The sequence below is a fragment of the Janthinobacterium sp. PSPC1-1 genome (assembly GCF_049897625.1).
In the GTDB taxonomy this organism is placed as follows: Bacteria; Pseudomonadota; Gammaproteobacteria; order Burkholderiales; family Burkholderiaceae_D; genus Janthinobacterium; species Janthinobacterium tructae.
This window is the reverse complement of the sequence record NZ_JAFCWP010000010.1, coordinates 84213-97866: the sequence shown is the minus strand read 5'-3', so window position 1 is coordinate 97866 and position 13654 is coordinate 84213. Positions and strand designations below refer to the sequence as shown.

Below are 13654 nucleotides of genomic sequence, written 5' to 3'. Positions count from 1 at the left end.
TAGTAGTGCAAATCAGGTATCGCCGACCGTATAATCGATGCATAACAAGACCACCGGAGACAGATCATTAGCTACCGAGGGAATCAGTATGAAATTGACGGATATGAAGATAGGCGTGCGCCTGGGTGCGGGCTTTGGCGTGGTGCTGCTGCTGATGGCAGTGCTGGTGGGTACGGGACTGTTGCGTCTGGATAAAATCGGCGCGCTCAGCGAGTCCATCATCGAGAAGGACTGGGCCAAGGCCGACGCCATCGCCACCATCCGCAGCACCACGCGCTCGAACGCGGCGCTGGTGCTGGAACTGTTCATCCATGAAGATCCGGCCCGCGCCAACGCCATCCACGGCGAAATCAATGCCAACAAGGCCACCATCAGCGATGCGCTGGTCATCCTCGACCGTCTGATCGTGCTGCCTGAAGGCAAGGAACTGCTGGCTACCCTGAAGCAGCAGCGCAAAGCCTATGTCGCTTCGTTCAGCCAGGCCGACAAGCTGCTGGTGGCAGGACAACGCGCGGAAGCGGCCGTGCATGTGCGCGACGATACCCTGCCCGCCCTGAACCGCTTGCAAAAGACGGTGAACCAACTGAACGAAATCCAGCGCGCAGTGGTCGTGCATGGCGGCCAGCAAATCCAGCATAATATTACAGCAGCGAATATGCTGATGGCCAGCCTGGGCACGGTCGCCCTGCTGCTGGGCGTGCTCTTTGCCTGGTGGGTCACGCGCTCGATCACCACGCCCATCGCCTATGCCCTGCGCGTGGCGCAAGCCGTGGCCGCAGGCGACCTGAGCAGTAAAATCGTGGCCGACGGCAAGGATGAAACGGGCCAGCTGCTGCAGGCGCTGCGCGATATGAATACCAACCTGGCCACCATCGTGGGGCAAGTGCGTGGCGGCACGGGCACCATCGCCGTGGCGTCGAGCCAGATTGCCAGCGGCAATGCCGACCTGTCGGCCCGCACGGAAGCCCAGGCCAGCGCGCTGGAAGAAACGGCCTCGTCGATGATCGAACTGACGAGCACCGTGCGCAGCAACAGCGACAATGCGCGCCAGGCGGACAGCCTGGCCCGCTCGGCATCAACCATCGCCCACCGCGGCGGCACGGCCATGGCGGAAGTGATCGGCACCATGGATGCCATCAATGCGTCCTCGCGCAAAATCGTCGACATCATCGCCGTCATTGACGGCATCGCCTTCCAGACGAATATCCTGGCCCTGAACGCGGCGGTCGAAGCGGCGCGTGCCGGCGAACAGGGACGCGGCTTTGCCGTGGTGGCCACCGAAGTGCGCAACCTGGCGCAGCGCTCGGCGGCGGCGGCCAAGGAAATCAAGGAACTCATTGCCGACTCCGTCAACCGCGTCGGACAGGGCGCGCAGCTGGTCAGCCAGGCAGGCGCCACGATGGATGAAGTGGTGGCCAGCGTGGGCCGGGTCAGCGCCATCGTCGGTGAAATCAGCGTCGCCAACCACGAGCAAAGCGAAGGCATCGAGCAGATCAATGCCGCCATCATGCAGATGGACCAGACGACGCAGCAAAACGCGGCCCTGGTCGAGGAGGCAGCCGCAGCGGCGGCGGCCATGCATGAACAGGCAGGCGAACTGGAAACCCTCGTCAGCCAGTTCAAGCTGGAACAGAACGCCGTCGCCAAGGCGCCGCCTCGCCCTGCGCCAACCTCCACACCGCGCTTGAACTAGTTCAGCTATTCCACCTGGCGCGCCAGTCGGATGCCGGAAAATTGCCAGCGCGCACCAGCCGGGAAGAAATTGCGGTAGCTGGCGCGCGCATGGCCAGCCGGCGTGGCGCATGACGAGCCGCGCAGCACATACTGGTTCAGCATGAACTTGCCGTTGTACTCGCCCAGCGCCCCGGGCGCCGTGCGGTAGCCGGGATATGGCGCGTAGCTGCTGCTGGTCCACTGCCAGCAATGGCCAAACATTTGCCGCAAGCCCGCGCCCGGCGCACCGGCGGCCGGATGCAGTTGCCCCACTTGCACGGCGACGCCCTGCGCCGCCACTTCCCACTCCGCTTCCGTCGGCAGGCGCGCGCCAGCCCAGTGCGCATACGCGTCCGCTTCGAACAGCGACAGGTGCGTGGCCGGCGCCTGCAGGTCGAGCGGGCGCAGCCCGAACAAAGTGAATTCCTGCCAGTGCCCGGCGTCATCGCACTGCCAGTACAGCGGACATGCCAGTTGCTGGCTGCGCACCCAGTCCCAGCCTTCGGCCAGCCACAGGTGCGCCGTGCGGTAGCCGCCCGCCTCGATGAAGGCGAGAAATTCGCCATTCGTCACCAGCGCGCTGGCCAGCTCGAACGGCGCCACGTATTGCGGATGGCGTGGCAATTCATTGTCGAAGCAAAAACCATCGCCCGCATGGCCGATCTGCGCCAGGCCGCCGTCAAACGCGAGCCAGGCGGTGGGCTGTGCAGCTTGCGGCGCTGGCGGCGCGGCGTTGTCAAGATAAGGGGGAAACAGGGCGCTCTGCGCCAGCAGGTGTTTGACGTCCGTCAACAGCAGCTCCTGGTGCTGCTGCTCATGTTCGAGGCCCAGCGCCAGCAGCATGGTCAGGCGTTCGCGCTCGTCGCGCGCCAGTTCGCCCGCCAGCAGGCGGGTGATGCGCGCATCGACATCGATCCGGTAGGCGCGCACTTGCGCCATGCCGGGGCGCGTCAGCAAGCCACGCTGGGCACGCGGATGCTTCTCGCCCACGCCGTTGTAGTAGGAATTGAACAGCACGCGAAAGGCGGGGTGGAATGGCGTGAACGCCGCTTCCATGCTTTCCAGAATAAACGTTTCGAAAAACCAGGTGGTATGCGCCAGATGCCATTTCACGGGACTGGCGTCCGGCATCGACTGGGCGCCGCAATCCTCGTCGGACAAGGGTTCGGCCAGGCGCAGCGAGTGCTGGCGCACCTTGTTGTAATGATCGATCAGCATCTTTTCTTAGTCCCTGATGACGCGCGCGTAAATCACGGCAAACCACTGCTGCGGGTCCGTCCAGACTTGCACGGTGGAAAACCCCGCCTGCTCCAGCAAGCCGACGAAGCTTGCACGGGTGTATTTGTAGCTGTCTTCTGTATGGATGCGTTCGCCTTTCGCGAAGCGCCGCTGGCCACCTTTCCAATGGACAACTTGCTCGCTGCGCGCTTCCAGGTGCATTTCGACGCGGCGCTCGTCGGCATTGAAAAAGCCGTGGTGCTGCCAGGCGCGCACGTCGAAGTCCGCGCCGATCAGACCGTTCACGTGGCGCAGCATGTTCAGGTTGAAGGCGGCCGTGACGCCCAGCGCATCGTCATAGGCGGCGTCGAGGATGGCGTCGTCCTTGATCAGGTCAACGCCGATCAGCAAGCCGCCATCGCCGTCCGCATTCGCACGCAGGCGGCGCAAAAAGGCGGTCGCTTGCTCAGGCGCAAAATTGCCGATCGACGAGCCGGGATAGAAGAACAGGCGCCGCACCTCGCGCACGCTGTCGGGCAAGTCCAGGCGGCTGGAGAAATCCAGGCCCAGGCCCGTCATCTCGATATGCGGAAAGCGCTGCTGCAGCCGGCTCAGCGATTCACTCAGGAAATCATAGGAAATATCCACAGCCACATACTGGGCCGGGTGCAACAGGGGGAACAGGCTGGCGGCCTTGGCGCAATTGCCCGCACCGAGGTCGATCAGGGTGCTGCCCGGCCCCACGGCGTGCGCGATCTCGGCGCCGTGACGGGCGAAGATGGCCGCCTCGGTGCGCGTCGGATAGTACTCGGGCAAGGCGCAAATGGCTTCGAACAGTTTCGAGCCCAGCGCGTCGTACAGGTACTTGGGCGAGGTCCAGGCCTCGCGCGCCAGCAAGCCGCTGCTGATCTCGACTATCGTGGCAGGAGTGGCGCAGGCCACTCGGACGTTGCTGGCGGGAGACAAATCTGACTGCTGTTGCGCGAGTGGCATGGTCATGGGCTGGCGTCGTCTATCAAGGTTCACGAAGGGCTTGCACGGTCAGCCACCGGGCGCCGCCCCTGCCACAGCGGTTTGCGGGCGCCTTTTCCGATGACTTTTTCCCATCATAGCGGAATCCGCACAAGCCAGCCGTGCGACAGGTAACTTAAGCTCAAACGAGCAGTACGTACACAAAATGGGTATTACCCAGCAAAAATGATAATCCTGTCGTATACTACACATTGCCGGCCAATCAATCCGCGCCCCTTTGCAGTTCCCAGGCCCCCCTCTCCCCCGCGTGCCTCCCTTTACGATAGCCGTTAACACCATGCTCGAATTGCGCCATCTGTCGAAGTCCTATGCCCATGCCCGTCCCGTGCTGGCCAACATTTCCTGCCGCTTCAAGGCAGGGGAATTCATTGCCATCATGGGTGACTCGGGCGTCGGCAAGTCGACCTTGCTGAACCTGATCGCCGGCCTCGATACGCCCGATGCGGGTGCCGAAGCGCACCCTATCCTGGTGGACGGCATCGCCATGTCCAGCCTCGATGACGCCGCCGCCACCCGGCTGCGTCGCGCCCGCATGGGCTTTATATTCCAGGCCTTCCACGTCTTGCCGCACCTGACCCTGCTGCAAAACGTGGCCCTGCCGCTGCTGCTCAACGGACTGCCCCAGGAGCGTGCCGCCAGCATGCTCGAAGCGGTCGGCCTGGGCGGACGCGGCGGCGACTTTCCGCAGCAATTGTCCGGCGGCGAAATGCAGCGCGTGGCCATTGCCCGCGCGCTCGTGCACAAGCCGGCGCTGGTGCTGGCCGATGAGCCGACCGGCAACCTCGATCCCGATACGGCACACAGCATCCTGCAATTGCTGCGCGCCGAAATCAAGGCCAACGGCAGTTGCGCGATCATGGTCACGCATTCGCTGGCCGCCGCCGAAATGGCGGACAGAACCATGATCCTGACGAAAAACGGCTTACAAAATACAACAATCGTCGACCAAATTGATCAAACAATCAGTTAATTTAACTGACCATCTTTCACAAGTTTTGTTATCGTAGTATTATTGAAAACACTTGCCTGGTTATCAATGTTGTAACGCGAATGGTATCACGTCACCCGGACAGCCGTACTGCGATGACGAACTATAGCTGGGACCACATACAGTGGTCTCGTCCCTTGCATAACCTGAAGGAGGAGTAAATGAACGTTCGGCAAAAGAAGCTGGAAATGATTGAAGCGATGAACCGGGCGCGTGCGCTCGAACCATCGAGTTTTGTGCCCAACAAGCTGCTCGATACCCTGATCGAGAAGATGAACCTGAAAAATGATGCGGAACTGTGCCGTGTTCTGGAAGTCCAGCCTCCCATCATCAGCAAGATTCGTCACGGCAAACTGTCGGTCGGTGCAACGATTTTATTGCGCATGCATGAAAAATCGGACATCACCATCCGCGAACTGAAGGAACTGTCCGCCACGCCAGTCCATTGAATGACCCGCTGTTGTAATGCCATGCCAGGCACCCAGGTTCCCGGCGCCATGAACTTTTGCCATGCAATTCGCGTAGTTCGCTCACCGCAGCACATCCGAGCACGATAGCGAAGAGACCCAGCCCAAACCATGCTGACCGTTTCTCTGCCCATCCGCTCCAGCGTCCCTCCCCGCTTTCACTCCGCATTCCCCCTGCCAGCCAGCATTTCCACTCAAACTTGATCTGACACAACACGCATAGTCTCCGCAGGCATCAAGGTCAGCTTTTAACCAGTGATCCCAACCGCATGTCCAGCGACCCTCTTGCACCGCCCGTGCTGCGCCTGACGCTCACGCGCGATCCCCTCGCCGACGCCGGCGACTGCCCCGCCGCGCCCGGCTGGCACAGCGAGACCCACGTGCTGTCGGGCGCGCGCGGCATCGGCAGTTGCCGCACCGCACTCGATATCGGTCCGGCCGACGTGGTGCAATTGCTGCTGTGCGATGGCAGTTCGCTGCTGGCGAGCAGCCTGGACCTGCCACGCTATCTGGGGCCGGCCACGGCGGCACGCGACGGTGCGCCCGCCAGCATCGAAGTGGGACTGGCCTTGCGCCCGCAGGCGGCGCGCCCGCCGCCCGGCGCCAGCCGCGACGGCCTGGGTGCCTGGATGCTGCGGGCCGTGCGCGTGTACCGCTGCGGCGCCGCCGCCATGACGGCGCTGGCGGCGGCGGGCGCCTTCCAGGACCGCCAGCTGGAACAGCGCCTGGGCCTGTACCGCTGCGGCATCGAAGCGGGCAGCATGACGGCCGTCGCCAGCCTGCCCGCCGGGCCGGAACCGGTGCTGCTGCTATTGCATGGCACCGCGTCATCGACCCAGCGCAGCTTTGGCGGCCTGTGGCGCAACGGCCTGGCGCCACAGTTGGCGGCGCAATACGGCAACCGCATCTACGGCTACGAGCACCGCAGCCTCAGCGACAGCCCCATCGAGAACGCACTGGCGCTCGTGCGCCAGCTTCCGCACGGCGCCGTGCTGCATCTGCTGGCCCATTCGCGCGGCGGCCTGGTGGGCGAATTGCTGGCGCGCGCGCAGCGCATCGACAGCCGCGGCGCCGTCGACCTGGCTGGCGACAGCCTGGAACGGCTGAGCGAAAACACGGTGGGCGGCGAAGCGTTCAACAGCCACGATATCGAACACTTCACGGCGCAGGCGCAGCTAGGCGGGCGCGGCGGCCACGACGCGGATGCGGCGCGCCTGCGCGAACTGGGCGAGGAGTTGAAGACGCGCGCCATCCGCATCGCCCGCTTCGTACGCGTGGCCTGCCCGGCACGCGGCACCACCCTGATGTCGGGCCGGCTCGACCGCTGGGCCAGCGTGATGTGCAACCTGCTGCCGCAGGATGATGTACCCGATGGCGGCATGGCCTTCCTGCTGGCCTTGGTGCAGCAGCGCTGCGACGCGCGCATCCTGCCTGGCCTGGAAGCGATGATGCCCGACTCGCCCCTGGTGGCGCTGCTCAACGCGCCTGACGTGCGCGTGGCCAGCCCGCTGCACGTGCTGGCCGGCGCGTGCAGCGGCGATGGCTTGCTGGGCTGGCTGGGCGACTGCCTCGGCGACCAGCTGTACGGCGGGCAGAACGACCTGGTGGTCAATTGCGCCTCGATGGCGGGCGGCGCCACGCGCAGCACGCCGGTGCGGCAACTGTTGCTGCGCGGGCCGCAGACGCACCACCTGAACTACTTCGAGCGCGCAGCGTCCGGCATGGCGGCAGTGCAGGCGCTGACGGGCGACGACACCGCCTACCAGCCGCTGGCCGGCATCGAGCACGGCGCGCTGGGACGCGGCGGCGAAGTGCCGAAGCGGCGCGCGCACGCCCCCATCGTGCTGCTGCTGCCCGATATCATGGGCAGCCATCTGCAAGTGGGCAGCAACCGCATCTGGTTCGACCCCGTCAACCTGGTCGAAGGGCGCATCGAGCGCCTGGCCGTGGGCCAGCCGCACATCGTCAGCGCCGGCTGGATCGAATCCTGCTATGAGCCGTTGGCCCGCTTTCTCGCGCAAAGCCAGGAAGTGCGGCCCTTTACGTATGACTGGCGTTTGTCGCTGCAGCACTCCGGCAACGCCTTCCTGCCCGTGCTGGACGAGGCCATGCACGACGCCGAACAGCGCGGACAACCGTTGCGCATCCTTGCCCACGGCATGGGCGGGCTGGTAGCGCGCCTGGCATTGAAGGACCGCTGGCAGCGCTTCGGCGCCCTGCCCGGCAGCCGCCTGCTGCAGGTGGGCACGGCCAACCGGGGCACGCAAGCGATGGTGCAAGTGCTGCTGGGGCGCGATCCGCTGGTGCGGATGCTGGCCTGCTGGATAGGCTGGAAGCACACGCGGCGCCAGTTTCTCGGCTTCGTGCGCGCCTTTCCCGGCGTGCTGGACATGCTGCCGTGGCCGCAGCCGCAGGTGGCGGGCAGCATCGATTATTTCGACAGCGGCGCCTGGGCGCAACTGGCCGCCGGCGACGCGCAAGCGGGCCTGCCCGACGGCTGGCAGGCGCCCGAGGCGCCAGCGCTGGCGGCGGCGCGCGCCACCGTGGCCTTGCTGGAGGCCGCCCCGCCCGATGCCCGCCATTGCAGCTACCTGGCCGGCTGCGCCGACACGCCGGTGGCGCTGCGCCTGCGCGACGGCGGCATCGAGACGGCCTGGTCGCCGGACGGCGATGGCCGCACGGCCTGGCAAGGCGCGGTGCCGGACGGCGTGGAAGCGTGCTACCTGCCGGTGGCGCATGGCGACCTGCTGCTGCAAAAAGAAACCTACCCGGCCATCGCGCAACTGCTCGACAACGGCCAGGGCGCAGGCCTGTCCCGGCGCCCGCCGCACGCGCCTGGCGGCGACCCGCCCCGCTTCCGTGCATACGCTCCCGATGCGCGGCCGCTGTACCCGCAGCCGCAGGAACTGCTCGACGCCGCCCTCGGCGCCGCCGGCCCCGCCAGCGCTGTCGAGAGCCGCGCGCCGCAGCTGAGCCTATCCGTCATCCACGGCAGCATGGCCTCGGCCGACGCACCCGTCATGAGCGGCTGCTACGCCTACGAGTCGCTGCGCGGCAGCATGAGTTTTCTGGACCGCCTGCTGGCCGGCAAGCTGCAGGAAATCCACGCACTGGGGCGCTTCCCGCAGCGTCCCGACTCTGCCCTGGTGGTGCTGCAGCCCGATGCCGCGCGCCGGCCCGGCGGCGCCATCGTCATCGGCCTGGGTGCGCTGGGCGAACTGACGCCGGGCGAACTGGCGCGCGCCTTTGCCGGCGGTCTGCTCGAGTACGCGTGCGTCTGCCTGCAGGTGCGTGCCGCCGGCCATGCGGCTGCGCCGCCGATGGGCGCACACGGCTTGCGCGTGGCCAGCCTGTTGTCCGGTTCCGGCTATGGCGGCTTGAGCATCGCCCTGTGCGCGCGGGCCCTGATCGACGGCGTGCGCAGCGCCAACCGGCGCCTGGAAGACGCGGGCATGGCGTGCCGCATCGGCCACATCGCCATCTATGAACAATCCGAGGCGCGCGCCATCGCCGCCGCCGTGGCCATCGAGCAGATCATGGCCGAGGCGCGCTATCAGGGCAGCTTCACGTTCGAGCGGCGCATCCGCCACAGCCCGGGCGGCTACCGGCGCATCCTGCCCAGCCTGAGCGGCGACAATGGCTGGCGCCGCGTGCAGATCGTCGCCGCGGACCTCTCCGGCGCCCTGCGCTTCACCGTGCTGACGGACCGCGCCCACAACAGCGTCGACGAGGAGCCGAACCAGCGCCAGGCCGTCGATGGCCTGATCATGGACGCCACCGACAACACCACCGACCAGCCGGGCCTGTCGCGCGCGCTGTACGAACTGATGCTGCCGAATGGGCTGAAGGCGGCCATCCCCGAGATGCGCGGCCTGATCCTGGCCGTCGACCAGAGCGCCGCCATCTATCCGTGGGAACTGATGCGCGACGAGGCAGGCAGCGAGGAAAGCCCGCTGTCGACGCGCATCGGCATGGTGCGCCAGCTGGCCAGCCTGCGCGAACAGCCACCCGCCACCAGCCCGCCCAGCAACAGTGTGCTGGTGATCGGCGACACCGATTCCGGCCTGCCCGAGCTGCCCGCCGCGCAAGCCGAAGCGCAGGACGTGGCGCGCATGTTCCGCGCGTACGGCTACCAGGTGCGCGAGCTGCTGCGCCCGCAGGCGCAACGCGTGCTGGTGCACCTGTTCGACGAGCGCTATTTCGCCATCCACCTGGCCGGCCACGGCGAAGTGGCCGGCCCCGGCATCGCCCATACGGGCCTGGTGCTGGGGCCGAAGACGCGGCTGACGGCGGCGCAGGTGGGCAAGCTGAAACGCGTGCCGCAATTCGTCTTCATCAATTGCTGCCACCTGGGCGACATGCGCCCGGACGCCATCGCGCCGTGGTCGAAACTGGCCGCCAGCCTGGCCACGGCCTTCATTGAAATGGGCTCGCAGGCGGTCATCGCGGCCGGCTGGCGCATCGACGACCAGGCGGCCAGCATCTTCGCGCACAGCTTTTATCACGCCATGCTGAGCGGCGAATACTTCGGCGACGCCGTGCGCCTGGCGCGCGAGGCAGCGTATCTGCAGTTTCCCGCCTCGAACACCTGGGGCGCCTACCAGGCGTATGGCGACGACCGTTACCGTTTCCCGAATACCCAGAGCCGGCCCTGGCAGGCGCCCGATTACCACTACCACGGCCACCTGCTGGCCGACCTGGAAACCCTGCATGCGCGCCTGGCGGGCGCCGACCCTGCGCGCCGCGCCGCCATCGAGGAAAAGCTGGCCAGCATCGAGGAAGCCGTGCGCGCGCGCTTCTTCGGCTGCGCCGACATCCGCGAAAACATGGCCGCCACGCGCGCCGGCCTGGGGGGACTGGAGAACACCCTGCGCGCCATCGAGCACTACCGGGCGGCGCACAGCGCAGCCGACGGCAAGGTGTGCTTGCGCGCGCTGGCGCACTGGGCGGAATTGGAGATACGCCAGGGCGCGGCCCTGTGCGGCATCGATGCGGGCGCCGGCATCGAGGTGCCGGCCGTGCCGGATATGGCGCAGGGACGCCAGTTGCTGCAGGATGGAAAACAGCATATCGACCTGCTGGTGGCGCTGGCGCCCACGGCGCAGCGCCTGGCCCTGCTGGGACGCTACTGGGCCTTGCAGGCGCGCCTGGCCTGCGCCGGGGGGAGCTCCGGCGCGCCGGCCTTGCGCGCCATGACCGATGCCTGCCTGGGGGCGCTGGAAGAAGCGCAGCGGCGCAGCGGCGTGGCCGACTGCGACCTGATTTTCCAGGTGCTGGCGGGTGCCCTGCTGTTGAAAGCCCATGGCGACAGCGATGCCTGGCGCGCACTCGATGCGCAACTGGGCGACTTGCTGCACGACGCCATCGCCTATGCGCGCCAGCGCCACGCCGACGAACACCGCGCCATCGACGCCGGCGCCCCCGTGCGCGCCGCCCTGCTGGCAGCCCTGTGGCACGTGCCGGACGGCCAGCCCTTCGACGCGCCCGCGCGCGCCGCCTTCCTGGCCCTGTACCACGACGCCGTGCGGCGCCACGGCAGCATCGGCGAACCCGAAGCGATCATGCTGCCGCTGCACTTCCTGCTTGAACTGCTGCCGCCCGACAGCGCGCAGACCGGCTGGCGCAGCGCCGTGCAGGCGCTGGCCAGCCAGCTGCAGTCCTCACTTCCCGCTATCAGCCAGGCACCACGCCGTAATGGCGCGCATAGCGCTCGTCCAGATTCGCCAGCGGCATCATCATGAACATGTCGGCGCTTTCGAAATCAGGGTCCCACGCCGGTTCGCCGCAAATCCAGGCGCCCGAACGCAGATAGCCCTTGATCAGCGGCGGCACTTGCGGCTTGTGCGCCGCTTCCACCTGGTGGATGGGGAAAGGCAGGTGCGGCGTGACGCGGTATTCGCTTGGGGCCATGTGCTTTTCCGCCAGCGCCTGGTACACGGCGACGGCGTTATGCCCGCCATCGGCCAGGCTGATGCTGGCGCAGCCGACCAGATAGTCGCAGCGCTCGCGGCGCATGTACTCGGCCAGGCCAGACCACAGCAGCATGATCACGCTGCCGCCCCGGTACTTGGGATGGATACAGGCACGGCCCGCTTCGACCATGCGGCCGCGCAGGTTCTTCAGGCGGCTCAGGTCGAACTCGTTTTCCGCATACAGCCGGCCGATCTTGGCCGCCTTGGCCGCGCTCAGCACGCGGTAAGTGCCCACCACTTTCAGGGTATCGGCATCGCGCACGATCAGATGATCGCAATGCGCGTCGAACTCATCGCTGTCGAGGCCATCGGCATTCGCCAGCGAGCTCAATCCCATGGTCTCGATAAACACCTTGTAACGCAAACGCTGGACTTCGCGCAATTCCGCCGCGGTAGTGGCCTGGCTCAGCACCAGTTGGACCGGCCGGGCCTTGGCTTCGTTTGATGCGACTATGTTCTGCATGGTTTCATCCCCTGTGATCAAGACGACTCCAGCGTACTTGTCTAATATGTCAGGAAAATGACAGCCGAATGTCATTTCCATGACGCAAGTCAATGTCAGGGGAAGAGCGTGCGCATTTACCACACTCGCCGGCGCCGTCCGTGAAAACGCCGCTTACAGCGTGATGCCAGGCGTGTAGTCGACGAAAGCATCCTGGCGGCAAAAGCCCACCAGTTTCATGCGCGCCTGCGTGGCGATGGAAATGGCCAGCGAACTGGGGGCGGAAATGGTCGCCAGCAGGGGAATCTGCATGCGCGCCGCCTTGCGCGCCAGCTCGTAGCTGCCGCGGCTGGACAGGAACACGAAGCCGCGCCGCATGTCGACATCGTGCAGCGCGAGGTGGCCAATCAGCTTGTCGAGACCATTGTGTCGGCCGACATCCTCGAACACGTGCACGATATCGCCGTCGGGCGTGCACCAGGCGGCCGCATGCACGCCGCCCGTTTCCTGCATCAGCGCCTGGTGTTCGCGCAAGCCGCTCGACGCGCGCGCCAGCGCGGCCGGCAGGTCGATCTGGATCAGGGATGGCGGCAGCGCTTGCGGCTGCAAGTCGAGCATGTCGATGCTGTCGATGCCGCACACGCCGCAGCCCGTGCGGCCCGTCAGTTGGCGGCGCCGGTCCTTCAGGCGCACGAAATCTTCCTGCGCGATGTTCAAAGCCACTTCGGCGGAGTCAGGGCGCAGCAACACTTCGCAATCGAAGATGGCGGCAGCCGAAGCGACCACGCCTTCCGTCAGCGCGAAGCCGTAGGCAAACGCTTCCAGGTCGCGCGGGGTGGCCATCATGACGACGTGGGAAATGCCATTGAAGACCAGCGCCACGGGGATTTCCTCGGCGACGTGGTCGATGGCATCGGTGGACTGGCCCGCGCGGTGGCGGATGATGGCGCGCTCGACGAAGCCGGCGCGTTCAATACTGATTTCTTCTGACATGGCAACCATGGGGGAACTATCACAGGCCCCATGGTAAACCAGAACGGACAAGCGGGGGGACGGCCCCTCCGCTCGCACCATCAATCCTTCTTCGGACGGCCCGTTTTCAGCTGCGGCAAGCCGGCCAGCACGTTTTGCAGGGTGGCCAGGTCGATCTGGCTGATCAGCGCCACACCGATGCGCAGCAATTCGCTTTTCTTGATTTCGAAACCGGCCTTCAGGCAAGCTTTCTTGACCTGACCCAAGACTTCGTATTCCGCTTCCGGCATGGTGAAGCTGTCGCGCACCAGTTTCGGCTTGCGGGCTTTTTCCTTGACGGCGGCGACCTTGGCGACAGGCGCTTTTTTCGCTGGCGCAGGCTTGGCGGCCGCTTTGGCTACCGGTTTGACGGCGGCTTTCGCTACCGGCTTGGCGACTGCCTTGGCGGCTGGTTTCGCAGCAACCTTGGCGGCCGGCTTGGCAACAGCCGGTTTGGCCACGACGGCCTTGGCCGCCGGTTTGGCGACAGGCGCCTTGGCTACCGCAGGCTTGGCGGCAACGGGCTTGACTGCTGCCGGCTTCGCAGCGGCGGCTTTGGCGGCCACTGGCTTGGCGGCGGCCTTGGCCACCGGCTTGGCTGCCGGTTTGGCTACCGGTTTCGCGGCAGGCTTGGCGGCCGGTGCGGCCTTGGCTGCTGCCGCATTGATCGAAGCGCTGGTGGGGAACATCGATACGGGCGCGCTGTCGGCTTTTTTCATGGGGACGGTTTTGGTCATGGATTATCCAATCTAATAAATAATATAAACAATATATACTCTTTTTTGAAATCTTGCTTGCTACACATCAAGCC

The 13654-nt window shown here is 65.9% G+C and carries 9 protein-coding genes; 4 read left to right on the top strand and 5 right to left on the bottom strand.

What is annotated here, in order from left to right:
• The first annotated feature begins 88 nt into the window (after positions 1-88).
• Positions 89-1693 carry a methyl-accepting chemotaxis protein gene (locus tag ACP7EG_RS24725; protein WP_426089703.1) on the top strand — a complete coding sequence of 535 codons (1605 nt, stop codon included), beginning with the start codon at positions 89-91 and terminating at the stop codon, positions 1691-1693.
• A gap of 5 nt (positions 1694-1698) precedes the next feature.
• Here ACP7EG_RS24725 and egtB read toward each other — a convergent pair whose 3' ends face one another.
• Both egtB and egtD read right to left on the bottom strand, forming a co-directional pair.
• Positions 1699-2931, bottom strand: coding sequence for an ergothioneine biosynthesis protein EgtB (gene egtB, locus ACP7EG_RS24720; protein WP_426089702.1), 1233 nt, complete (start codon positions 2929-2931; stop codon positions 1699-1701).
• Positions 2932-2937: 6 nt separating this feature from the next.
• Positions 2938-3930 carry an L-histidine N(alpha)-methyltransferase gene (egtD, locus tag ACP7EG_RS24715; RefSeq protein WP_426089701.1) on the bottom strand — a complete coding sequence of 331 codons (993 nt, stop codon included), beginning with the start codon at positions 3928-3930 and terminating at the stop codon, positions 2938-2940.
• A 310-nt stretch (positions 3931-4240) separates the two neighbouring features.
• Between egtD and ACP7EG_RS24710 the strand changes: the two genes are divergently transcribed.
• The 3 genes from ACP7EG_RS24710 to ACP7EG_RS24700 all read left to right on the top strand — a co-directional run bounded on the left by ACP7EG_RS24710 (position 4241) and on the right by ACP7EG_RS24700 (position 11159).
• Complete coding sequence (locus ACP7EG_RS24710; RefSeq protein WP_426089700.1) at positions 4241-4933, top strand: ABC transporter ATP-binding protein; 693 nt, start codon at positions 4241-4243, stop codon at positions 4931-4933.
• 179 nt (positions 4934-5112) lie between these two features.
• Positions 5113-5400, top strand: coding sequence for a hypothetical protein (locus ACP7EG_RS24705; RefSeq protein WP_034786045.1), 288 nt, complete (start codon positions 5113-5115; stop codon positions 5398-5400).
• Positions 5401-5687: 287 nt separating this feature from the next.
• Positions 5688-11159 (top strand): DUF7379 domain-containing protein, encoded by a 5472-nt coding sequence (locus ACP7EG_RS24700; RefSeq protein ID WP_426089699.1) that lies wholly within the window; start codon positions 5688-5690, stop codon positions 11157-11159.
• On the opposite strand, the gene ACP7EG_RS24695 is transcribed toward ACP7EG_RS24700, so the two are convergent.
• The 3 genes from ACP7EG_RS24695 to ACP7EG_RS24685 all read right to left on the bottom strand — a co-directional run bounded on the left by ACP7EG_RS24695 (position 11092) and on the right by ACP7EG_RS24685 (position 13580).
• Positions 11092-11853 carry a GNAT family N-acetyltransferase gene (locus ACP7EG_RS24695; protein ID WP_071077956.1) on the bottom strand — a complete coding sequence of 254 codons (762 nt, stop codon included), beginning with the start codon at positions 11851-11853 and terminating at the stop codon, positions 11092-11094. The genes ACP7EG_RS24700 and ACP7EG_RS24695 overlap by 68 nt on opposite strands.
• A gap of 153 nt (positions 11854-12006) precedes the next feature.
• On the bottom strand, positions 12007-12834 hold the full coding sequence (fdhD, locus tag ACP7EG_RS24690) for a formate dehydrogenase accessory sulfurtransferase FdhD (protein ID WP_426089698.1): 828 nt from the start codon (positions 12832-12834) through the stop codon (positions 12007-12009).
• Positions 12835-12905: 71 nt separating this feature from the next.
• Positions 12906-13580 (bottom strand): hypothetical protein, encoded by a 675-nt coding sequence (locus ACP7EG_RS24685; protein ID WP_426089697.1) that lies wholly within the window; start codon positions 13578-13580, stop codon positions 12906-12908.
• Positions 13581-13654 lie beyond the last annotated feature (74 nt).